The following is a 22,572-nucleotide window of genomic DNA, read 5'->3' as shown; positions in this document are numbered from 1 at the left end:
TTTGATTCCTTCGGGTTCGATGGTGGGTCATTGGTCGGGATATCAGCGACTTGCCAGGTCCTGCAGGACGTCGGCGAGGGCGACTGCACCCGCTTCGGCGTCGGAATTCTCGACGTATTCCTCTGGGGCATGCGAGATTCCGGTGGGATTTCTGACGAACAGCATTGCGGTCGGCAAGTGCGCGGCCAACACTCCGGCGTCGTGACCGGCGCCGGTCGCCAGGATGGGTGCGTTCGGCAGAACGCGACAGAGCCGATCACGCAACGTCGGATCAAAGGACACTGTCGGGGAGACGGATGCTTCGGTCAGCGAGACCTCGCATCCTTCGTCTGCACCAGAGCGACGGCCCGCGGCGGCGATGTCCGAGACGATCTCGGCCACAACAGCATCGGAGTCGTGACGGACATCGAGCCATACATCGACCCGCGACGCGATGACGTTGGTGCCACCCGGGATCGGGTCGAGCTTGCCGACCGTGGCACGGGCATCACGGTGGTTGCGCGCGAGCCGTCGAACATCGAGAACCGTCTGGGCGGCGGCGATCATCGGGTCGCTGCGGTCGGACATGAGTGTGGTGCCTGCGTGGTTGCCCTGGCCGGTGAACGACAGCCGCCACCGGCCATGACCGATGATCGACGAGCCGATGGCAACCGACTGACCGAGGTCGATCAGGCCCCTCCCCTGCTCGACATGCAGTTCGACGAATACGCCGATGCCGGCGAGCCGCTCCGGGTCGGGTCCGATGTGCCGGGGGTCGTGGCCGTTCGCGATGGCCAGTTCTGCATACGTGACCCCATCGGAGTCAGAGAGCGCGCGCACACGGTCCGGATGGACATCGCCGGTGAGCAATTGCGAACCGAGACAAGCAAGTCCGTATCGCGAGCCTTCCTCTTCCGGGAACACGGCCAGCACGACAGGGCGGCGCGGTACGACGCCTCGAAGCCGAAGTAGATCAATGGCCACCAAGGCAGTCGCCACACCGAGCGGTCCGTCGTATGCGCCGCCGCCCGGCACGGAATCCAGGTGACTACCGGTGGCCACGGCGTCGCGCAGGGGCAGGCCTGCAGGGTTCCACCACGCCCAAATGATGCCGTTACGGTCGGTTTCGACGTCGAGTGATCGACGGCGCGCCTCTGCGATGAACCATTCGCGAAGCTCCATGTCGGCGCCGGAGTAGACGGGGCGGCTGTAGCCACCACGGGTGGGGTCGTTTCCGATGTCGGCGATGTCGGACATCAGTCCGGCCACCGAGCCCGGACTGACAGTGGAGTTGGTCATAGAGAGAGAATTCCTTCGTCGGGTCACGCGCTGTCGGTGCGCATCGACCAGAACCATCGATGCGGCCATTAAGTACATCAAGTCGATTGTTCTCAGTCCAATACCCAGATGCGCACCATTGATAGGGAATGCGGAATAATGGCGGCATGGAACTCAGACACCTGCGGTACTTCATCGCAGTCGCAGAGGAACTGCACTTCGGCAAAGCGGCTGCACGACTACATATGTCGCAGCCACCGCTCAGCGTGCACATCCGTGAGCTCGAGTCAGAGATCGGTACGCGACTGTTCGATCGATCGACGAGACGAGTCGCGCTGACGGCGGCCGGGGCGGCGTTCGCAGAACGCGCGCCCGCACTGCTTGCGACTCTCGAGGACGCAGTCGTCGAGGCCGCGGATATCGGTGCCGGAAAACGAGGCCGGGTGCGGGTCGGTTTCGTCAGCTCTGCCAGCGTCACCGTCCTACCGAGCGCGGTACGGCGATTCCGGGACGAGTACCCCTCGGTAGAGGTCAAGTTGGATCCGCTGACCACCCAAGAACAACTCGAAGCCCTCCGCACGAACGCACTCGATGTCGGCCTGCTCAGGACAGACGCGGTCCACGACGACATCGTCGTCGAGCCACTGCTTGCCGAGGAGATGGTGGCAGTTGTACCCAAGGGGCATCCGCTGGCACGTCTGCGATCAGTCGCACCGGCTCAGCTGGCAAACGAGGCACTGGTGCTGTTCCCGCGCGAGATGATGCCGGGATTCGTCGCTCAGGTGTGGAACATGCTGCGACCACACACGGTTGAACTCACCGTCGTCCAGGAAGCGGTCCATCACGAAACCGTCGTGGGCCTGGTATCCGCCGGTGTCGGCATTTCGATACTGCCGGCATCGGTGTCACGAGTGCAGACCCCGGACATCGTCATATTGCCCATCGACGGTGCACCGCGCACGTCGCTGATGGTGGCGACCCGCGCCGGCGAGAACTCAGCTGCTGTCGGCAACTTTCTGCGTTGCCTTGACCCGGACGGCAGCCGCCGCGACCGAGACTAGATCCCGTACTCGGCCACTCGGTCCACGTACATCTGCCCCGCCGGGAATGTGAACCCTCCGAAGTTGTCGAGTTGCAGTGTCAGGTGCATCGGTCGCGGCGGAAGCCGGTCAACGATTGAGCTTGTGCCCCAGACATTTCCGTTCCTGAAGACCTTGATGTGTTGTGGCGTCCATTCGACCGCCCAACTGTGCCACTGCGTCGAATTCACGATCGCGTGGTGCTGCTCGATGGAGTCCTGGGCACCGTAGTGCAGGAAGTAACTGGCCGTCTGCCGCGTCCCGTCTGAAATCTCCATGAAGTCGACTTCACCACCTTCTGGCCAGTCCTCGGCATCAGGCCACAGGAGTGCCGCCGCAGTCCACGCCGGGCCTGCGATCGTCGCACGTGAACAGATCTCCCAGCGTCCGTACTTCCGGCCGTCCCACTTCGGCGTCAGCCCACCGGAATTCCCGGCGATGTCGGCACTGATCACCAAACTTCCACCGGAGACGCCGACTGCATCCGGGGTACGTCGCCCGTTGTTGTCGTGGCCCGGACCGTCGTACAACTCCCAACGATCCAACGAAGCGACACTGTCGAAATCGTCAGAGTGCTCCGCCGTCCCCCACCCGTACCGGTCTGCTGCAGTCGTCGTGCAACGTGCCGACTCCGGCGTCCCCAGAGACGACGAGCCCAGATCCAGTGCCGTCGTCGGCCCCACCGTGACCAGCCACAGGGGAACAAGTCCAATGGCCACCCCCGCCACGCGTCGAATTGTGCGCAAGCCAGCCATATCCGTCAGCCTCCAAGACTTTCCATAATCCCCGATTACATAGCCTGCTTATTGCTGATCTCACTTCGACGAGCGGCTATCGCGCACGGGCCACGTCGTCGACCCTGACGAAGACGATTGGTGAGTCCGAACAACGCACGGCCAGAACGCACCATCGATAGCCTCGGCGACGCAGAGTGCTTCCACCACTCGCGAAAACGCCGCGAGCTCTACAGTTGGCCGCGTGAGTAGGACCGATCGCCAGAAGTACACTCCGGCTGCGCACCTGAAGAACGGCAGAGAGCCGTCGACCAGGCAGCTCGTGCTGTGTGCGGGTGACAGCATCACGCGCGGCGACGTCAGCGCTGACTGGGTGGGCAGCCTGCAGTCCAGGTATGCCGATCGCAACCATCAGTTCGTCAATGCCGGTACCAACGGTCATCTCGCCTGGAATGTATTGCAGCGCATGGACGAGATCATCCGGTGCGAGCCCGATGTTGTCACCCTCATGATCGGATCCAACGATGTGCAAGCTGCTTTCAGCAGCGCAGGGCCAAGTATCGCAAAGCGCGCAGGGATTCCGCGGGTTCCGACGCTTGATTGGTACGGCGAGTGTGTCGACGCGATCCTCGGACGCTTGACGTCCGAGACCAACGCGCGAATTGCGGTTCTGGAGATACCCATCCTCGGGGAAGACCGCGGCAGCGTGATCAACGAACATGTGAACACCTACAACGGAGCGCTCCGAGAAATCGCGAGCGCCCATGGTCTGGCCTGCCTACCTGTGCACCAACGGCTCGTCGATCTGTTGCCCGCTGTCCACAATCCGCCACCTTACGAGGGAAAAACGGGGCCGATCATCATGGCCACCCTGAGCCACCGCATCCTTCGACGTTCCTGGGATTCAGTGTCCGCGCGAAACGGTTTGGTGCTCTTGACCGATCAGATTCATCTCAACGACAAAGCAGCAGCCGTCGTTGCCGATTCCGTTGCGGAGTTCTTGGGCACACACCCCTGACCATTCTGGCTTGTGCGCCAGGCGCCATCAATTGCGAATCATAAAAGACACATTGCATTCGCCTACCCGCAGCGGTTTTCCTCCGCAGGGCGACCCATCGTGGGCGTGCAATTCAACCGGTGGGCGTTAAGCCAGATGATTTACCACCTGCTCTTTTGATGTTATCCGTGGTCACACATATGAAGAACTTCTTTCGGAAATTGCAATTTCTCAAAGTCAGTAACACAAACTGTTTAGCGACGATTACCATGGTGTACGATCCATAAAATTGGGCCAATTCGCCCTCCCTCAAAGGACCCCTCAAATGCGCAAATCACATCTCGCCATTTCCGCCGCCGCCAGTGCCGTCGCACTGGCAATTCTCTCACCCGGGCTCGCCTCTGCCGCCGATACCAGCGCGACATTCACGGTCACGGGCGGCGCATTGGCAATCTCGGCGCCCGCTTCGCAACCGTTGACGGTAGACGGCAATGCTGGAGCCCTGCAGGTCGCGGGCGGAAACATTCCCGGCATCACCGTGACGGACGCACGACAAACCACTGGCGGCTGGATTGCTTCGGCAATCAGCACCGACTTCGTGAGTGCAGCCGGGACTGTCGCCGCCAGCGACGTCGACTACTTGGCCTTTGGCATCGATCCCTCGGGGACTGTGGCCGCCGAAGCTGTTGCAGCCAACCTGGCCACCGAAGTACCCGTGCTGAATGCAACCGGGGTCTCGGGAGCCAACACCGTCACGTGGGATGGCGCCATCACCATCGAACTTCCCGCTGACGTCTTGGCCGGTACATACACCGGCACGATCACGCATTCGGTGGCGTGATCTGACCATGTCACCTCGACGGGGAGCAATTGCGACCCTTTTGGCGCTCTGTCTCACCGTGCTGGCGATGCTCGTTCAGGCGCCGGTTTCCGCTCAACCAACGGATTCTCCTCAATCCGGTGGAGTGGGGATCCGCCTGCTCGAGGCGCCGGTGACACTTCAAGACGACCCGCGAGCACGGTCCTACATCGTGGACAACCTGGCTCCGGGGACAAAGATCACTCGTCGGATCGAGGTGAGCAACAGCAGCGATATCGAGCGTGAGATCAGCGTGTACACCGGGGCAGCGTCGATCGGTGACGACGGCGGGTTCCAGGTCGCCGCGGATCGCACACCGAACGAACTCACCACCTGGATGTCGGTGTCTCCCAGCTCAGTCACCCTGGCTCCGAATTCCACGGCGGAAGCCATTGTCTCCATCGACGTACCTCGCGACGCCCCCGAGGGTGAGCAATACGCGGTTGTGTGGGCGCAGACTGCCGGCGAGCACACCTCGGCCGGCGTTCAGAGTCTGAGCCGGGCAGGAATTCGCACCTATTTGTCGGTCGGACCGGGCAACGGTCCTCCCACCGACTTCGGCATAGACCACATGCGAGCGCATCGATCCGAATCCGGCGCGCCTGAGGTGGTTGCGGAGTTGACGAATACCGGTGGTCGGGCACTCGATCCCACTGGGACACTGACTCTTACCGGTGGCCCGGGTGGAATCTCGACCGCTCCCGTCACAGGCTCGGGCAGCTCGGTCGCGCCAGGTAAAACGGGGACGGTGACGTTCACCCTCGACCCGGCGCTTCCCGACGGACCGTGGGAGGCAGCCATCGAGATCAGCAGCGGACTCACCACCCGGACGTCAGAAGGATCACTGACCTTTACCGGCGACGGATCGACGGCAGCAGCCCCCGCCGAATCCAGCGATGGGACATCTGCCTGGATGTGGGTGACGATCGCAGTAGTAGTCGTGCTGGTCCTGTCGATCGCGGTGTTCGTGCTGATTGTGCGGCGGCGGAAGACGAACTGAGATGCGACAACGAATCCTTCGACTGCCGTTGCCAGTTGCCGCCGCGTTGATGATCGGATTCACCACTATCGGGACGCCGGCGGCAGGCGCGGAGCCCACTGACATCGACTGTGTGCCGGTTACGACGACCACCACGCCGACAGTGACCACCACCGCACCGATTGACCCTTGCCCAACCGAACCACCCAGCACCACAACGGCGGAACCCACGACACCGTCCGAGTCCACCGCTTCCCCGTCCTCCGAATCGACCCCAACGTCGACAACTGTGTTGTCCACGATCCCGACGATTGCAGTTGACGAGGCCGCGCCCACACCGGCGGCCGGGCCCCCTACCATCTCCGCGGGTTCATCTCTGGTCGGACCGGCCACCATCGCGCCCGGACAGACATGGACCGCAACCATGGATGTGGCCGTCACGAATGCCGGAGACGATGGGTGGACTTCATCGATCAGCCTGTCGCCGCCCAGGGGTACGAACACCGGGTACCTCCTGATCCCGGTGGCGGCGACCTACAGCGCCCCGCCGTCGGCCTGCAACCCGGGCCCCGATGTCGCGCCCGCAGCCACCGTGCAACTGACCGAACAAGCTCAAGTTGCGAAAACCGGTGGCCCGCAGTGCGTCACAAACTGGACGGCAACCGTGTCAATCCAGATTCCCGAGACCGGAGTGCTTGCCGACACCTACCAGGCGACACTCACGCACTCGGTCTATTGACGACTGGGAAGCGACAGATAGGGACCTTCCCGACCAAGCATTCGTCCTGCCCTCCCCTGCTCGCCGCACGGTGGTTACCCTCGAATGATGGCTGCACTCCCGGATTCCCCAGTAGGTACGAACACAGCGTTGACCGGCCTCGAGAGCACCTTCGCCGACGAACTTGGCGATCTGACGGTGCCGTGGCAGGGCGCTGCGGCGCCTGACCCCACATTGCTCGTCTTGAACGAGCCACTCGCGGTGTCATTGGGATTGGACGTCGAGGCACTGAGCAGCGCGGACGGGGTCGGTGTGCTGTCCGGATCAACGGCACCGGTCGGAGCCAAGCCGGTGGCGATGGCCTATGCGGGCCATCAATTCGGCGGGTACACGCCACTGCTCGGGGATGGTCGGGCACTGTTGGTCGGCGAACTGGAGTGCAGTGATGGTCGCCGAGTAGATCTGCATCTCAAGGGCTCAGGGCCCACACCGTTCTCACGGGGCGGCGACGGGTTCGCAGTTGTCGGTCCGATGCTGCGCGAATACCTGGTCAGCGAATCCATGCATGCGCTCGGCATTCCCACGACGCGCGCGCTGTCGGTGGTCGCCACGGGCCGGGACGTTCACCGAACCGGCGCCGAACCCGGCGCCGTTCTCGCCCGCATCGCGGCCAGTCACCTGCGCGTGGGCACCTTCGAATACGCGGTCCGCCGTGGTGAGGTCGTGCAGACACTCGCCGACTACGCAATCGCACGCCACTATCCGGAGCTGACCGAACTGCCGACGAGCAGTCGCTATCTGGAGTTCTTCAAGGCGGTGGTCGAGGCACAGGCGTCGCTGGCGGCGCAATGGATGCTCATCGGTTTCGTGCACGGGGTGATGAACACCGACAACACCACCATCTCCGGGGAGACCATCGACTATGGACCGTGCGCTTTCCTCGACGCGTTCGACCCGGCTGCGGTGTTCAGTTCGATCGACCACGGCGGTCGCTACGCGTTCGGCAACCAGCCTGCTGTCCTGAAGTGGAATCTGGCGCGGTTCGCGGAAACACTGCTGACACTGGTCGATTCCACTCCGGATGACGCGATCACCGCAGTTTCCGCAGTTCTCAACACCTTCGACGAACGCTACGAGGGCCACTACGCGGCGGGTATGGCGGCAAAGCTCGGCTTGGCCGGCGCGTCCGTCGATCGAGCACTGATCGACGACCTGCTGACCCTGATGAACGAACACAGCGCCGACTGGACGGGCACCTTCCGCGCCCTCGCCGACGAACTACGCGGAAACTCTTCGCCTCTCGACAATCTCGTACCCCGCGAGCAGATCGAACCCTGGTTGGAACGCCGACGCGCCGCCTTGACGAAACACGAGCGCGGAGCAACCGAGACCGCGGACGCGATGGACCACATCAACCCGCTGTACATCCCACGTAATCATCATCTCGATGCCGCCTTGCGTGCCGCCACCGATGGTGACCTCGCTCCGTTCGAAAAGCTGTTGGAAGCCGTCACGCATCCGTACGACCGCCGCGACGAGTGGTCCGACTACGCCACACCGGCTCCGGAGTTGTTCAGCGAGTCATTCCAAACCTTCTGTGGCACCTGAGTATCAACGTCGCGCCCACAAGCGTCCCCGCCAGAGGTGACCGAGGGGATCATGCCCCTCGGAGGCAGCTGTCGGGCCCGACCATGGGGCGGCCCTCAGCAACAGGTCTACGTGTCGTTGCCGGACTCGTCGGACTCGTCGGACTCGTCGGACGACTGTCGGCGCTTGCGTAGCTGAGCCAAGCGGTGGAGACGTTCCCGGATGTGCCGTTCGTAGCCGCGATCTGTGGGTTCATAGAATGTGCGACGGTCCATGTTGGTTGGGAAGTAGTTCGCACCGGAGAATCCGTCGTCGGTGTCGGGGTCGTACTCGTATTCCTTGCCGTAGCCGAGATTCTTCATCAGCTTGGTCGGTGCGTTGAGGATATTGAGAGGTGGGGCGAGAGAGCCCGTCTGCTTCGCCGCCTTGGTGGCTGAACCGAAACCTCGATAGACGGCGATAGACTTCGGGGCGGTCGCCAGGTAGACCACGGCCTGTGCGATCGCGAGCTCACCTTCGGGAGAACCCAACCGCTCGTACACATCCCACGCGGCCAGCGCCTGATGGATCGCTTGCGGATCAGCAATGGCGATGTCTTCGTTCGCAAACCGGACGAGACGTCGGGCGATGTAGAGAGGGTCTTCACCACCGTCGAGCATGCGTGCGAGCCAGTACAGCGCGGCATCCGGGTCCGAACCTCGCATCGACTTGTGCAGAGCGGAAATGAGGTTGTAGTGACCCTCCTGGGACTTGTCATACAGCGGAGCCCGTTTTTGAACCACTGCGGCCAGCGCGGCCGTGTCCAGGAGTTGCTCAGTGTCAGGGAGAGCGAGGAGCTGTTCGCACATGTTGAGCAGGTACCGGCCATCACCATCGGCCAATGCCAACAATGCGGTTCGGGCTTCGGCGTCGACGGGTAGGGCTCTGCCGCTGAGCTGTTCGGCGCGCGTGACAAGAGCCTCGAGGGCGGGCTCGTCGAGACGCTTGAGGACAAAGACCTGGCATCGAGACAGGAGTGCGCCGTTCAGTTCAAAACTGGGGTTCTCGGTCGTCGCGCCTACGAGAATGATGGTGCCGTCCTCGACGTACGGCAGAAAGCTGTCCTGCTGGGCCCGGTTGAATCGGTGGATCTCGTCGACGAACAGCAGAGTTCCCTGGCCGACCTCACGCCGCTTTTGTGCAGCCAGGAATACCTTGCGCAGATCTGCGACACCGGAGAACGTCGCCGACAACGGCTCGAACACCAGATCGGTCTGCTGTGCCAAGAGACGAGCGATTGTTGTCTTCCCGCATCCGGGCGGACCCCACAGGATGATCGACACGAGTCGCTGCTGGGCGACCATCCGCCCGATCGGCGCATCCGACGCAAGGAGATGATCTTGGCCGACAACGTCTTCGAGCGAGGTCGGCCTCAGTCTGTCGGCGAGCGGTCGGGACGTATCGTCCACCTCGAACAACGACGGCGGCGGGTTCTGCTCCATGGCTATAACCTCGGTTCCTGATCAGCTCTCAACGGTGCCACGCCACCGGGCCGTCCACAACATCGCTGGTGGTGATCGACGGCGCAGGTATGCCAGCCCAGCGACGGCGGTGGCCGAGAATTGACGCCGGTCCAGCGGTTCCGGTTCGACAGCGGGTTGCCTGCGTCGGTAACCATGCGTGAATGGACAGTCGTCGAGGCCAATGGGTCCTCGACGTACGCTGGAAACCTCCGACGGAATCAGGGAGAGATGAACCCAGACACCAAAACAGGAGGAGCCATATGACGTGGAGTTTGACCAAATCAATTGAACTCGCGGACGGAGTCGTGCGCTGGGAATCCTTCGGTGACGGTCCGCCGATCGTGCTCGTGCATGGCACGCCGTACTCGTCGTTCCTGTGGCGCGACGTTGCGGTTGCGCTGGCCCGCCACGGACGACGCGTCTACGTCTTCGATCATCTCGGGTACGGACAATCCGATAAACACGACGGCCAGGACCTCACCCTCGCGGCACAAGGCCGCAACTTTGCAGAGCTGCTGCGTCAGTGGAATCTGCACCGTCCCAGCATCGTTGCCTGCGACATCGGTGGTGCGATCGCGCTACGAGCACTACTGCTCGAACAGGCCGACTACTCGGATCTGACACTCTTCGATGCCGTTACCGGAGGAGACTGGGAGCGCGGTCTTTTCGCGCTGATCCGCGAACACCACGACGTCTTCGAACAACTCCCCGCCTACGCCCACGAAGCCCTGGTGGCCGCACACCTGCGCAACGGCACGCACCAGGGTTATCGCCCTGGTGTCCTCGAAACGTATCTGGAGCCGTGGCTCGGTCCCGACGGGCAAGCCGCTTACTACCGGCAATACCGGCAACTCAGCCAAAGTGACACCTCCGATTACGAGCACCTACTCAGCACCATCGATATCCCCGTAACCCTGCTGTGGGGTCGCGAAGACCAGATCCTGCCCCCTCCATACGGGCACTGGATCGAAGAACGAATCCCCAACCAGGGACTCACGTGGATCGATGATGCAGGGCACCTACTGCCCGAAGACGCACCGGCCCAACTGATCGAGCGATTGGTACAGGTTCTGGGTACGTGAGGGGTCAAGGATTGGGAGCGACAGGCGGCCGGTCAACGGCCATGCGGTTTCTCTGCGGTATCTCGCTCGTCTCCAGTATCGCGGCGCCGTCCATCGCCTGTTCAGCACCGCCGATTGAGCCTTCACCGACTTCCGAACCGCCACCGGCAGCATTCGTTGACCGTCTGCCACTGACAGACTGCGGACAGACATGGGCTGACGGGCCTGACTTCACATTTGAAGAGCTATATCCCCGAAGTGCCATCGACTGCCTCATGAGCGGTCGAGTTGACGGCGGCGGTGAATTCAGCGTCACGATAATCACCACGGAGGGCGACCCCATCACCACCTACTATCGCGTCGCCGAAGAAACTCTGACAGTCGATATCTTCATCGACCGAACAAGCGACCGGTACAGCGGTGGACCTGGTTGGACATCTCTGACTTGCCCGGTGAACACCCTGACCGCCGAGGCACTTCGCGCCTGCACCAGCAACATTTAGTAAACTCGACCTCACAAACGCACTCTCCATCGACACCCTCTCCACCCGGGCCGGTAGCGGATTGCGTGGTATCCATGAACGCGCGGAACTTCTTGGTGGCCAAGCCTTCACCGGTCCCGTCGACGACCACTGGCGGATCTGCGTGACACTTCCCCTTGATGGACCACGGTGATCGCCATGGATGTGCGGATGCCACTGATGGACGGGATCGACACGACGCGCGCGATCCTGCGGTCGGTACCGACACCGCCGAAGATTCTGATCGTGACAACCTTCGAGAACGACGAGTACGTGTACCGGGCATTGCGGGCCGGCGCCGACGGTTTCCTACTCAAGCGTGCCCGTCCCGCCGAGATCGTCAATGCCGTACGCACTGTCGCAGAGGGAGATTCGCTCTTTACCCCGCCACTGTTCGGACGCTGACCGCTGGTCACGGAAATGCTTCTGCCCGCCGAATGCGGAAATTGCCACGCATATGTTCATCGGCGCCGAAACCGTGAAATCTCATGTCAGCGCGGTACTTTCAAAGCTCGCTGTACGTGACCGGACACAAGCGGTCATCGTGGCCTACGAATCAGGTTTCGTCACAACCTGACTTCCGGCCGGTTCAGAAACCTGAAACCACCTCGGATAACCGCTACCGGGTGTTGATGGTGACGATCGCTGCATCATCCACTTCGACCTGGTCACCACGGCCACGCCTATCTTCGACGTCATCCTGATCGGTCATCTCGTCAGTACGGCCGCTCACCGCGGACGGTGACCCGCTGCATCTCTCTGGCACCTCCTGCGGTGTCGTGGCACGCGTAGTGCTGGGTGGTTCGGTTATCCCACATGGCGACCGAACCCACCCGCCAACTGAAACGGCACTGGTATTCCGGCCTTGTCGCCTGCTCATACAGAAGCCGCAGCAAAGCATCACTCTCTCGAATATCCATACCGACGATTCGACTGGTGAAAGGCTCGTTCACGTAGAGCAGTGGCGCGCCCGTATCCGGATTTGTGCGTATTACCGGGTGCTCGACGGGAGGAAACTCTTCGGACATTGCGGCTCTTTTGTCCGGCCCGACGCCCGGCCCAAAAGCTCTGTCGAAATCGTGCACTGCGCGTAGCGGCATCAATGCCTCTTGCAGAGAAGAGCTCAAGCCCGCGTAAGCCGCTTCCATATCTGCCCACAGCGTGTCGCCACCCATCGGCGGTACCTCGAGCGCACGCAGAATGGAGCACAACGACGGCTCCGCACGCCAGCTGACATCCGAGTGCCAGAAGTTCTCGCCATAGGGAAACTTCGCGCGTTGCGCGGCGGCATCGGCGGACCGCGTCAGCGTCATCAGCTCGGGATACACCGGATCAGCGGCCACCGGATGCCGTTCCAGATCACCGAACAACCGCCCGAATGCAATGTGCGAGTCTGCCGTCAGGTGCGATTGGTCCCGGAAGAAGAGGACCTTGAACTCCACCAGCGCCTTCCGCAGGTCGTCGACCACGTCTGCGGGCAACTCGCCGGAGAGCTGAATGTTGGAGACCTCAGCACCGATACGGCTACTGAGTGGCCGGACTTGGATCATCGAGGACTCACTTTCGTGGTGTTGGAAGAGGAGAACAGGCGGAGGAGAGGCCTCTGAACTGGTAGTTCTAACATGTGTTTTAACTTAAACACTTGTAGAACCGGAGTGTCAACCATTCCGGAGCGCCATGAGATGATCTGCGGATGGACGGGGTAACTCCACCGCGGACGGTGCGCGAACGCACTCTCGTCGAAGTGATCGAGATCGCCGAACGCCTCTTCGCGAGTCGTGGCATCGACGGCGTTTCGCTGAGGCAGATCGGTAGCGCCGCCGGTTCCCGTAATCCGGCATTCGTGCAATACCACTTCGGCTCGAAGGCCGGCCTGCTTCAGGCGATCGTCGAACACCGCCTGCCCGCGGTGAATATTCGTCGTCTGGAGTTTCTGCAGCAGCTCCGCGATGAAGGCCGGGAGAACGACCTACGCGGTCTCGTCGAGGCATCCGCGCGCCCATTGCTCGACCTCGATCCGCAGACAAATTACTACGTACGGTTTCTCGCCAGGCTGATTTCCCGTCGCGAAGATCTCGTGCTCGCGTTTGCGGCGACCGATTCACATGAGAGCGCCCATGCCACAGCCATGAGGACCATGACCGCGATGCCCGATATGCCTACGCCTGCCCGACAGCAAAGGCATGCGATGGCGTCCGAGCTGATGCTCCACACAATTGCAAACCGTCACACACAAATCGCTGCGGGTGACGACGACGGACTCGACCGAACGGCGTTCGAGAGCGGGCTTTTCGACGCGATGGTGGGTCTGCTTGCCGCGCCCTATACGCCGGTCGAGCGACATTGACTTTGAGCAATTCCACTGAACTCGCGGACGAAGTCGTGCGCCACCATCCCAGCTGGGCACGGGCAAAAGCCGAGTGCCAGAAGAACCCGACAACGCCGGATCCAATGAAGTAAATGAGCCTGAAAAACGCGAGTCAACCGTGCTGCGGTTGATAACACGCGGCCCGCCGAATGCGGAAATTGCCACGCATATGTTCATCGGCGCCGAAACCGTCAAATCTCATGTCAGCGCGGTACTTTCAAAACTCGCTGCACGGGACCGGACACAAGCCGTCACCGTGGCCTCCGAATCCGGTTTCGTCACAACAACTTGAGACGCTATCGGTCACTCCAGCCCGGCGAGAAAATGCTCCGCAGCGTCATGCACGCGTGTTTGATCGCCACTCGCGAGAAGGTCGAGAAGCAACCCCCGGATCGTGGCAATCACCAACGTGGCCATCCGGGTTGCCGTGGCCGGGTCGGTACCCCGCCCCTGGGCTTCACATAGGGTCTTCATCCAGTCGGTGCCCACCTGCTCCAAGAATTCCGCGTAGGGCTCCGGCGCCTGCAGTGCGCTGCCATAGACAGCGAAGAACAGCCGAAAAGTCGCCCACTGACGCCGATCCGAGCTCCATGTCCACACCGCGCGCGCAGCGGCGGCGAGATCTGGCTGCTCGCCGGACAGCTCACCGGTGGCCACGACGATGCGTTCGCGCAGCCGCCCGAGGATGGCCTCGAGCAGGTGCTCCTTGGTGCCGAAGTGATGCACCAGCGTCGTCGTCGACACACCGAGGGCCGCCGCGATGGGCCGCCATGACAGGTCGGCGAATCCCTGATCGGCGGCATAATCAACCGCTGCGTCAAGGAGTTTCGCTCGCCGGTCGTGGTCAACAGGTCGCCCGACCATGGTGTCCTCCATACTCATCCAACTTGACTTCATAGGACGATCGTTCTAGTAATAGTTATTAGAACGAACGTACAGGTAATCATGGCACAGCGATCGGCCGACACCGCCGACCCGCGAGAGGAATTCGATGTACAACGCAGACCAGGCAATCGCAGACAACGGTCTCGCCCATCCGACACCTGTTGTGTCAGTGAGCCCGATAGAGCTGCCCGCCCCAGAACGCGGTGCGGACCTGCAGCTACGCATCTCGGCTCCGGCCATCGGCGGCGATCTGCCCATCATCTTGTTCTCCCACGGCTTCGGATCGTCAATGCGGGCCTATGGTCCCCTGACCGACTTCTGGGCAGCTCACGGCTTTGTCGTGATCCAGCCGACGCACCTGGACTCTCGAATGGTCGGACTCGGACCAGACGACAGCCGACAAAGTCGGTTGTGGCAGTACCGAATTGAGGATATGAAGCGCGTCCTGGACAACATCCACGTTGTCGAGGCGGCGGTCCCGGGTCTCGCGGGACGCCTGGACCACACCAGGATCGCCGCAGCTGGGCATTCGTTCGGCGGCCAGACCACCGGCAGCCTGATGGGTTTGCGCGTTCTCGACGAGAAAACCCAGCAAGGTCCCGACATGTCCGACCCACGGGTCAAGGCCGGCGTGCTGATCGCGACCGCAGGTCGCGGCGGAACCGACCTCCGTCCCGAATACGCCGAGCACATGCCTTGGCTCAACCCCGGTTTCGATCACATAACCAGGCCGACCCTGGTCGTCGCCGGAGATGCGGATATCAGTGTTCTGTCCACACGGGGGGCGGATTGGTCGGCCGATCCGTACTGGCTCAGTCCAGGTGCCGAATCGCTGATCACCCTGTTCGGAGCTGAACATTCACTCGGCGGAATCCCCGGGTACGAGGCCGCAGAAACCACCGACGAAGACCCTGCTCGCGTGGCAACACTGCAGCGGTTGACCTGGGCATTCCTACGCAGCGCCCTCTATCCCGACGATCCCAGTTGGGCACAGGCAAAAGCCGAGTACCAGCAGAACCCGACAACGCCCGGTCGAATCGACTCGAAGTGAACGAGCCTGAAAGACGTTGGGTGAGTCCGACACTCACCCGGGTCCACTAAGGGGTCCAGCCGGGTGCGTCGATGCGTATCGCTTTATCTCCGACGAGGGTTGTCAGCGACTGCTCGAATCTTGCCAGTTCTGCTGCGCCGATCTGTTGTTCAAACTTCTCACGCAGCTCGTCAAACACAGCCTCCCCCTGGCGCAGGACCTCGAAACCACGTGGCGTGACCTCGAGCCGCTTGCGGCGGGCATCGTCGGGATCGGCGTCTCGCGACACGTAACCACGGTCGATGAGAACTGAAATCGTCTTAGCTGCTGCCTGTTTCGACACCGACATACGGCGACCCAGTTCCGATGCACTGTCCGCGCCCGCCGCGATTGCGCGGATCGCGAAGTCGTGGGCGGGACGAAAATCGTCGTATCCGCGATCAGCGAGGTCGACCATCGCAGCGTCTACCAGCGTGCGGTAGCCACCGAGGAGAAGGAGCGCGAGATCGGCGCCAGAACGCAACATGCATACAGATTAGAGACAACGCCTGGACAAAGACAACCTGGTTGCCTATTGTGAAAGACAACCTGGTTGTCGACCGAAGGAAGTAAATGATCCAACCCACAGCCCCAAGCCCATCCGCTCCCGGGATCACCCATCACAACGCGCAGGTGAACGGCGCGACGATCCACTACGTATCCGCAGGCACTGCCGGGTCCCCAATCCTGTTGGTCCACGGCTTTCCCGAGACCTGGTGGACGTTTCACAAGGTCATTCCGCTCCTTGCTGCGGAGCACCGCGTCATCGCCGTCGACTTACGCGGGTTCGGCGACTCGAGCAACGACGACGGTGACTACGACAGTCCAACCTCAGCTGAAGACCTGCACCAACTCATCGAGCAGCTGGGCCTGGGGCCCGTACACATCACAGGCCAGGACATCAGTGGAGCCACCGTCTTCCGTCTCGCCGCCATGCATCCAGATGACATTCGCAGCTTCACCGCGATCGAAATGGGGCTCGCCGGCTTTGGCCTCGAGCAGTTGGGCGACATCACCCATGGCGGCTCCTGGCATATCGGTGTCCTCGCCGCGCCCGACATCCCCGAGATGCTGCTCGCCGGGCGTGAGCGGGAGTTCCTGGGAGGCTGGGCATTCCCGGCCATGACCGCGGCTGCGGGGTCGATCACCAGTACCGACATCGACGAGTTCGTTCGCACGTATTCCCGCCCCAACGGCTGGCGTGGCGCGGCCGGCCTCTATCGGTCGATGCTCATCGAAGGCAGGGGCCTGCAGCAACTGGCCTCCACCAGCCCGCTGACAATGCCCGTCCTGGCGATTGGCGCCGGTGGCGGATCGATCACCGCAGATACCGTCCGCCACATCACGGCGGGAACCATCGAGACAGTGCAACTCGAAGGGGTCGGCCACTACGTCGCCCTAGAGGCACCAGAATCTCTTTCGACAGCGATCCTTGATTTTCTGGCGCGGGTCGACGCCGGCTGAGCCTACAGATCGGCCCTGAAGTCTGGCGATGACGGGGCCACCGAGGGCAAATATCCCTCGCAGCCCTGCTATTCGCCAGGTTTCAGGGCTACGACCGCAGGTGTGCGAGTACCGCGAGCACGCGCCGGTGTCCGGTGTCCGTTGCCGTCAAACCCAGCTTGGCAAAGATGTTGCCGATATGTTTGCTCACCGCGGTGTCGGTGACAAAGAGTCTGCGTGCGATCTCGGCGTTCCCCACGCCTTCGGCCATCAGTTGGAGTACTTCCGATTCACGTGGTGTCAGGGACCGGATGGGGTCGTCGGCACGGCGTCGACTCATCAACTGCGAGATCACTTCTGGGTCCATCACAGTTCCGCCCGCCACCACGCGGTGCAGCGCGTCGACGAACTCCTCCACCTTGCCGACCCGCTCCTTGAGCAGATACCCCACACCGGACGCGCTGCCGGAGAGAAGTTCTCCGGCGTAGCGGTCTTCCACGTAGGCAGAGAGCACAAGCACCGGGAAGTTCGGGACCCGCCGGCGCGCCTCGATCGCGGCCTTGAGTCCTTCGTTGGTGAACGTGGGTGGCATACGCACATCCACCACCGCACCGTCAGGCGGGTCGGCGTCAAATGCGTCCAAGAACTGTTCGGCATCAGCGACCGCAGCGGTCACCTCGATGCCGACACTACGCAGCAAGAGCGCAAGCCCCTCACGCAGCAGAGCGTCGTCTTCCGCGATCAAAATCCGCATGGCAGCTCCACTTCGAGTTTCGTCGGTCCGCCGGGTGGGCTGTCGAGCGTCATGATTCCCTCGAATGCTGCCACACGCCGACGGATACCCGGCAATCCACTGCCCACTGCCTCATCGGCCCCGCCCCGGCCATCGTCGAGTACTTCGATGACCAAAATGTTGCCCGCCACACCGCTACGGGTGCTGATGGTCAAGTGCACCGTGTCCGCACCACTGTGTTTGACCACATTGGTCAACGCCTCGGCCACAACAAAATAGGCCGCGCTCTCGACGGCGGCGGGTGCACGGTGCAAATTCCGGGCGTCGAGTACGCAGGTCACCGAGCATCGGCCGGCCAGCGCTGCCACCGCGCCGTCAAGGCCCAGCTCATCAAGGATCGGCGGATAGATGTCGTGGACGAGTGTCCGCAGTTCCGACAGCGCATCCGTTGCGGCGTCCTGAGCTCGAAGGAGTTGTGGGAGGGCCTGTTCGGGGTCGACCCGCAGTGACCGCTCCGCGAGCCCCAACATCATGACGACCCCGACGAGCCTGTTCTGCGCGCCGTCGTGCAGATCACGCTCGATGCGCCGCAGTTCGGCGGAGTGTGCGTCGAGGGCAGCGGCCCGGCTGGCGGTCAGAGCCGAAACCCTCTCGGAGAGTTCGGTTTCGCGCCCTGGTGCCAACAACCCTGTCGTTATTGACGTGACCCCCCTGGCCAACATCGGATTGAGCCACCACGTCAGCAGCCCATAGGCGGCCGCGACCAACGGCATCGTGGCGGCCAGTGCCCACGAGGTGACCGGGTACGGGCTTCCTGCCGGACTGTCGGCCGGCATTGCCCACCAGTAGAACGGGGTCGACAGCGAATCCAACGCCGCCAGCGGCAAGACCACGGCAACCAACCCGGTGACCAGCGCCCCAAAGGCATGCAGGAACAACCACGCAAGGTCGCGACGAGTGGAAGGTGCCCACAGCGCCCTGCGCACATCACCGAATCCAGCGACCTCATCCAAGGGCGGATACCGCTCTGGGATCACAGTTCCCGTGTACCGCCCCGCGCGCAGCCGCGCCCTGCCCGCCCAGAGACGCAGCAGCCGCAGATAGGTCGGGGCCATCAGCCACCCGACGATCAGGATCATCAGTGAAACGACGAACAGTCCGGCAATCACCAGCGCCAACGACACCCACGCCGACACCCCTTCGACCATGAGATAGCGAGATGCCCGCCACCAACGTGCGGCTTGCCCGGTTCGCCTCATCGCTCCAGGATGCCGTACGGCGCGGCCGATGACGGTATAGCCCACTACACCATTGACCGGTAGGCAGCGGGATGGTTCACACCACCACAGATTCGTAGCGTTGCTGCCATGACCTCTTACGCCCCGCTACATCCAACAACCGCAGTGTCACCACCACCGGCGATCCGGCTCGATGATGTGACCAAGACCTACGGATCCGGAAGCAGTCAGGTGACCGCACTGGACGCGGTGAACCTCACCCTGCCCGTGGGCGGTTTCACCGCGATCATGGGCCCCTCCGGTTCGGGTAAGAGCACTTTCCTGCACTGCGCCGCCGGTCTCGACCAACCCACCCGCGGTGCAGTGTGGCTGGGCGACACCAAGATCAGCGCACTGAAGTCGCGCAGGCTGACCACCTTTCGACGTGACCACGTCGGGTTCGTGTTCCAGGCCTACAACCTCATGTCGGCGCTGACCGTGGAACAGAACGTGACATTGCCCTTGCTGTTGGCCGGACGAACCGCCGACCGCGCACACCTCGAACATGTCCTCGGATCGGTGGGGCTCGCCGGCATGCAGGGTCGCCGCCCGGGCGAACTGTCCGGCGGCCAGCAGCAGCGGGTTGCCATCGCACGCGCGCTGGTCAGCCGCCCCCGCGTGCTGTTCGCCGACGAACCGACCGGCGCGCTCGACGGCCGTACCGGTCAGCAGATCCTCGCCCTCCTGCACAGCGCCGGCACCGAACACGGTCAGACGGTGGTGATGGTGACCCACGATCCGGTCGCCGCCGCACAAGCTGATCGCGTGCTGTTCCTTGCCGACGGACGCTTCGCGGGTCAGATACACGCACCCACTGCAAGTGCCATCGCACAAACTCTGACCGACCTCGGGCAGTGGTGACCATGCCAAACACTCGCCTTGGCGGCCTCACCCGCGCGAATCTCCGCCGCCATCGCAACGGGTTTGTGGCCGTGTTCATCACGGTGTTCAGCGCCGCGTTGCTCGTCTGCGCTCTGGGGATCTTGTTCGAATCAGGTATTCGCGGCGGTGCCAAACCACATCGATTCGCCGACGCCGATGTTGTGGTGGGAGCACCACAGACACTCGATACGAAGGAAGACTTCGACAAGCCCTACATCGAGCGCGCACTACTGCCCGCGTCCGCCGTCGACGAATTGGCGAGTCTGCCTGACGTCCGTTCCGCGGTCGGTGATGTCAGTATTCCCCTCTCCGACGACAGCGGCCGACAGTTCGATGCCCACGGTTGGTCCTCGGCCATCTTGGCACCGTTCACCCTGACGGCGGGACATCCACCTACCGGTCCGGACGAGGTGGTGAGCACCGGCCCCGCGACGCTCGGCGACCGAGTGACGCTACGGCACGGCGGAATCGGAAGCGAATACACCGTGGTCGGTGTCGCCGCCGCTCCCTCACCCGCAACCGTTACCCGTCCAGCGACACTCTTTTTGGAAGATTCACGCGCGCAGCAGCTCTGGCCACATCCGAATACCGTGGCCGTCATCGGGCTACTCGGTCACGACGGTGTCGACTCCTCGGCGCTGGCCTCACAGGCCCATGCCGAACTCGGCGACCTCGATGTCACCACCTACATCGACGACGCCCGCGCCGACGCCGAATATCTTGATGTCGGGGCAGCTCGCGGCGAACTGGTCGCCCTGACCTCTGCGCTTGCCGGGGTGGCACTGATGATCGTCGTGTTCGTCGTGTCGAGCACTGTGTCGCTGTCCATTTCGCAACGTCGTCGCGACTTCGCCCTACTGCGATCAATGGGCGCCACACCACGCCAGATTCACAAGCTCATCGGATCCGAGGTGTGGGTGGTCGCCTGCGCGGCAGCACTATTGGGCGTCATGCCCGGATATCTTCTGGCACAGGTCATTCGCGTTGAGTTTGCCGGGGCGGGAATAATCCCCGGCGACTTCGACCTGGCCATCAGCCCCCTCCCGGCCCTCGCCGGCATCGCCACCGCGGTGATCGCCGCCCGACTCGCCGCCGCGATCTCAGCACGTCGTCCGGCCCGCCTCGACCCGATCGAGGCGCTCCGAGAGTCGGCAGTCGAGGCCGGCGCGATCAGTCGAACCCGCACCACCCTTGGCCTTCTCATCGGCCTCGGGGGCTTGGTGACCGCGTTCATGCCGCTGGTTGTTCCCGGGCCGGATGCGCTTGCCGGTGCCGGCGTCTCGGTGCTGCTGTTCATCATCGCGGTGGCACTCCTCGGACCGACACTGGCCTCGGGTGCGCTGCGTCTCATCGGTGGCCCCATGCGCCGTAGTCGCTCTGCCGCAGCGGTCCTCGCCGCCGCAAATCTCAATGCCAACGGACGTCGGCTCGCGACGGCGATAACACCCTTGGCTTTGGTGATCGCCTTCGGATCGGTCCAATTGGGAAGCCAGAGCACCCTGACCGCAGCGGCGCAGCAACAGGTCGAACAAGGAATGACGGCGGACCTGGTTGTAACCGGGCCGGGAGGTGTCGAGCCGACACTCATCAACACGATCGCATCGATCGACTCCGTCGAAGCTGCCAATCCGGTCACCCGAAGCCTGGCCTTTCACACCACGAGCAGGGCCGACGATCCCACCACCGAGGCCTACCCCGTACTCGGCATCGATCCATATGAGGCAGCCACCACCCTCGATCTCGACGTCCACAGCGGCGCACTGACCGAACTCCGCACCGGAACAGTGGCACTCAGCGACGATGCCGCTGCGACCATGGACGCCGGAATCGGCGACACCGTGCCGCTCCGGCTGGGCGAAGGCACCCTCATCACACCCACCGTCATCGCCACCTACAGTCGCGGACTGGGTTTCGGTGACATCACACTTCCAGACCAGCAAGTCCGCGAACACACCGCCACCGGACTGGTCGACCACATAGTGGTAACAGCAGCGGCAGACAGGATCGACGAGACCCGGATGGCCATCGAATCGATCGGCGGACTCACGGTGATGGACAGCAACGGTTTTGCCGTCGCGAACCGGCAGGAGCAACGATCGCAGGACACGGTGAATCTTGTTGCACTGTCGTTCCTTCTCGGGTTCCTTGCCATCGCGGTGGTCAACACACTGGTGCTCATGACCACCGAGCGCCGCCGCGAGTTCGCCCTGTTTCGCATGGTCGGCGCACAAACAGGCCAGATCCGCGGGATGGTTCGATGGGAGGCACTGGTCGCCGTCGCAGTCGCAGTGGCCGCCGGGACGATCATCGCGTACCCGCCGCTGTTCGGGATCGCAATCGCGTTGCCGGGCATATCCTTTCCCACCCTCTCCCCCTGGGCCTACGGGTCTATCGTCGGCGTCACCAGCCTGCTGGGTTTCGGCGCGATCACCGGCACTGCATGGAAAGTGTTCCGCCACAATCCGGTCGATGCCCTCGGGTCGCAGGATTGAGCGACCTCCAACCATCCTCACTCCAGTCGCGTCTTCCAGCAATAGCGCGCGAAATGCCCGATATGCCCGTTGAGTTCGGGATCAATTCACCCAGTCCGGCCCGGTGACAGTACTTGCTTGACTAGCCTG

The 22,572-nt window shown here is 62.8% G+C and carries 23 protein-coding genes; 15 read left to right on the top strand and 8 right to left on the bottom strand.

Features of this window, described 5'->3' with window-relative positions:
- Window positions 1–42: 42 nt before the first annotated feature.
- Complete coding sequence (locus AC1TPF_RS24795) at window positions 43–1,278, bottom strand: allantoate amidohydrolase (RefSeq protein ID WP_482145605.1); 1,236 nt, start codon at window positions 1,276–1,278, stop codon at window positions 43–45.
- Between the two features lie 146 nt (window positions 1,279–1,424).
- Between AC1TPF_RS24795 and AC1TPF_RS24790 the strand changes: the two genes are divergently transcribed.
- A complete protein-coding gene (locus tag AC1TPF_RS24790) occupies window positions 1,425–2,318 on the top strand; it encodes a LysR family transcriptional regulator (RefSeq protein WP_482145604.1) in 894 nt (297 codons plus the stop codon).
- On the opposite strand, the gene AC1TPF_RS24785 is transcribed toward AC1TPF_RS24790, so the two are convergent.
- Window positions 2,315–3,064 (bottom strand): glycoside hydrolase family 16 protein, encoded by a 750-nt coding sequence (locus tag AC1TPF_RS24785; protein ID WP_482145603.1) that lies wholly within the window; start codon window positions 3,062–3,064, stop codon window positions 2,315–2,317. The two genes, AC1TPF_RS24790 and AC1TPF_RS24785, sit on opposite strands and share 4 nt — an antisense overlap.
- Before the next feature lie 250 nt (window positions 3,065–3,314).
- Here AC1TPF_RS24785 and AC1TPF_RS24780 point away from each other — a divergent pair, with 250 nt between their 5' ends.
- The 5 genes from AC1TPF_RS24780 (at window position 3,315) to AC1TPF_RS24760 (ending at window position 8,231) form a co-directional block, all read left to right on the top strand.
- Entirely contained in the window at window positions 3,315–4,088 is a 774-nt protein-coding gene (locus AC1TPF_RS24780) for an SGNH/GDSL hydrolase family protein (protein WP_482145602.1), read from the top strand.
- Between the two features lie 304 nt (window positions 4,089–4,392).
- The gene (locus tag AC1TPF_RS24775) at window positions 4,393–4,908 is read left to right on the top strand and encodes a hypothetical protein (RefSeq protein ID WP_482145601.1); all 516 of its coding nucleotides are present in this window, start codon (window positions 4,393–4,395) and stop codon (window positions 4,906–4,908) included.
- Window positions 4,909–5,059: 151 nt separating this feature from the next.
- Entirely contained in the window at window positions 5,060–5,926 is an 867-nt protein-coding gene (locus tag AC1TPF_RS24770; RefSeq protein ID WP_482145600.1) for a hypothetical protein, read from the top strand.
- A gap of 1 nt (window position 5,927) precedes the next feature.
- Window positions 5,928–6,644, top strand: a complete 717-nt coding sequence (locus tag AC1TPF_RS24765; RefSeq protein ID WP_482145599.1) for a hypothetical protein — start codon at window positions 5,928–5,930, stop codon at window positions 6,642–6,644.
- A gap of 87 nt (window positions 6,645–6,731) precedes the next feature.
- A complete protein-coding gene (locus AC1TPF_RS24760; protein ID WP_482145598.1) occupies window positions 6,732–8,231 on the top strand; it encodes a protein adenylyltransferase SelO in 1,500 nt (499 codons plus the stop codon).
- Between the two features lie 107 nt (window positions 8,232–8,338).
- Here the strand turns inward: AC1TPF_RS24760 and AC1TPF_RS24755 are convergent, their stop codons facing one another.
- Window positions 8,339–9,691, bottom strand: a complete 1,353-nt coding sequence (locus AC1TPF_RS24755; protein WP_482145597.1) for a replication-associated recombination protein A — start codon at window positions 9,689–9,691, stop codon at window positions 8,339–8,341.
- 281 nt (window positions 9,692–9,972) lie between these two features.
- Here AC1TPF_RS24755 and AC1TPF_RS24750 point away from each other — a divergent pair, with 281 nt between their 5' ends.
- The 3 genes from AC1TPF_RS24750 to AC1TPF_RS24740 all read left to right on the top strand — a co-directional run bounded on the left by AC1TPF_RS24750 (window position 9,973) and on the right by AC1TPF_RS24740 (window position 11,871).
- Window positions 9,973–10,794, top strand: a complete 822-nt coding sequence (locus tag AC1TPF_RS24750) for an alpha/beta fold hydrolase (RefSeq protein WP_482145596.1) — start codon at window positions 9,973–9,975, stop codon at window positions 10,792–10,794.
- Window positions 10,795–11,453: 659 nt separating this feature from the next.
- Window positions 11,454–11,699 carry a response regulator gene (locus tag AC1TPF_RS24745; protein ID WP_482145595.1) on the top strand — a complete coding sequence of 82 codons (246 nt, stop codon included), beginning with the start codon at window positions 11,454–11,456 and terminating at the stop codon, window positions 11,697–11,699.
- The gene (locus tag AC1TPF_RS24740) at window positions 11,638–11,871 is read left to right on the top strand and encodes a response regulator transcription factor (protein ID WP_482145594.1); all 234 of its coding nucleotides are present in this window, start codon (window positions 11,638–11,640) and stop codon (window positions 11,869–11,871) included. Before AC1TPF_RS24745 ends, AC1TPF_RS24740 begins: the two co-directional genes overlap by 62 nt.
- A 139-nt stretch (window positions 11,872–12,010) precedes the next feature.
- Here AC1TPF_RS24740 and AC1TPF_RS24735 read toward each other — a convergent pair whose 3' ends face one another.
- The gene (locus AC1TPF_RS24735; RefSeq protein ID WP_482145593.1) at window positions 12,011–12,844 is read right to left on the bottom strand and encodes a TauD/TfdA dioxygenase family protein; all 834 of its coding nucleotides are present in this window, start codon (window positions 12,842–12,844) and stop codon (window positions 12,011–12,013) included.
- Between the two features lie 143 nt (window positions 12,845–12,987).
- Here AC1TPF_RS24735 and AC1TPF_RS24730 point away from each other — a divergent pair, with 143 nt between their 5' ends.
- Window positions 12,988–13,641, top strand: coding sequence for a TetR/AcrR family transcriptional regulator (locus tag AC1TPF_RS24730; RefSeq protein WP_482145592.1), 654 nt, complete (start codon window positions 12,988–12,990; stop codon window positions 13,639–13,641).
- Between the two features lie 73 nt (window positions 13,642–13,714).
- Complete coding sequence (locus AC1TPF_RS24725; RefSeq protein WP_482145591.1) at window positions 13,715–13,954, top strand: response regulator transcription factor; 240 nt, start codon at window positions 13,715–13,717, stop codon at window positions 13,952–13,954.
- Window positions 13,955–13,965: 11 nt separating this feature from the next.
- On the opposite strand, the gene AC1TPF_RS24720 is transcribed toward AC1TPF_RS24725, so the two are convergent.
- Window positions 13,966–14,559: a TetR/AcrR family transcriptional regulator gene (locus tag AC1TPF_RS24720; RefSeq protein ID WP_482145590.1), complete on the bottom strand. Its 594-nt coding sequence runs from the start codon at window positions 14,557–14,559 to the stop codon at window positions 13,966–13,968.
- A 94-nt stretch (window positions 14,560–14,653) separates the two neighbouring features.
- On the opposite strand from AC1TPF_RS24720, the gene AC1TPF_RS24715 reads away from it, so the two are divergent.
- Window positions 14,654–15,598: an alpha/beta hydrolase family protein gene (locus tag AC1TPF_RS24715; RefSeq protein ID WP_482145589.1), complete on the top strand. Its 945-nt coding sequence runs from the start codon at window positions 14,654–14,656 to the stop codon at window positions 15,596–15,598.
- Between the two features lie 46 nt (window positions 15,599–15,644).
- Here the strand turns inward: AC1TPF_RS24715 and AC1TPF_RS24710 are convergent, their stop codons facing one another.
- The gene (locus AC1TPF_RS24710) at window positions 15,645–16,103 is read right to left on the bottom strand and encodes a MarR family winged helix-turn-helix transcriptional regulator (protein ID WP_482145588.1); all 459 of its coding nucleotides are present in this window, start codon (window positions 16,101–16,103) and stop codon (window positions 15,645–15,647) included.
- Window positions 16,104–16,189: 86 nt separating this feature from the next.
- Between AC1TPF_RS24710 and AC1TPF_RS24705 the strand changes: the two genes are divergently transcribed.
- Window positions 16,190–17,080 (top strand): alpha/beta fold hydrolase, encoded by an 891-nt coding sequence (locus AC1TPF_RS24705; protein ID WP_482145587.1) that lies wholly within the window; start codon window positions 16,190–16,192, stop codon window positions 17,078–17,080.
- A gap of 88 nt (window positions 17,081–17,168) precedes the next feature.
- On the opposite strand, the gene AC1TPF_RS24700 is transcribed toward AC1TPF_RS24705, so the two are convergent.
- Window positions 17,169–17,813 carry a LuxR C-terminal-related transcriptional regulator gene (locus AC1TPF_RS24700; protein ID WP_482141550.1) on the bottom strand — a complete coding sequence of 215 codons (645 nt, stop codon included), beginning with the start codon at window positions 17,811–17,813 and terminating at the stop codon, window positions 17,169–17,171.
- The gene (locus AC1TPF_RS24695; RefSeq protein ID WP_482141548.1) at window positions 17,801–19,051 is read right to left on the bottom strand and encodes a sensor histidine kinase; all 1,251 of its coding nucleotides are present in this window, start codon (window positions 19,049–19,051) and stop codon (window positions 17,801–17,803) included. Before AC1TPF_RS24695 ends, AC1TPF_RS24700 begins: the two co-directional genes overlap by 13 nt.
- Window positions 19,052–19,159: 108 nt before the next feature.
- Between AC1TPF_RS24695 and AC1TPF_RS24690 the strand changes: the two genes are divergently transcribed.
- Together AC1TPF_RS24690 and AC1TPF_RS24685 are read left to right on the top strand one after the other, a co-directional pair.
- Window positions 19,160–19,930: an ABC transporter ATP-binding protein gene (locus tag AC1TPF_RS24690; RefSeq protein ID WP_482141546.1), complete on the top strand. Its 771-nt coding sequence runs from the start codon at window positions 19,160–19,162 to the stop codon at window positions 19,928–19,930.
- Window positions 19,931–19,932: 2 nt separating this feature from the next.
- Window positions 19,933–22,443: an ABC transporter permease gene (locus AC1TPF_RS24685; protein ID WP_482145586.1), complete on the top strand. Its 2,511-nt coding sequence runs from the start codon at window positions 19,933–19,935 to the stop codon at window positions 22,441–22,443.
- The last annotated feature ends 129 nt before the right edge of the window (window positions 22,444–22,572 follow it).

The sequence above is a fragment of the Williamsia sp. Y853 genome (assembly GCF_056786495.1).
Note: the sequence above shows the minus strand (reverse complement) of the source record. Positions and strands in the feature narration are given on the sequence as shown.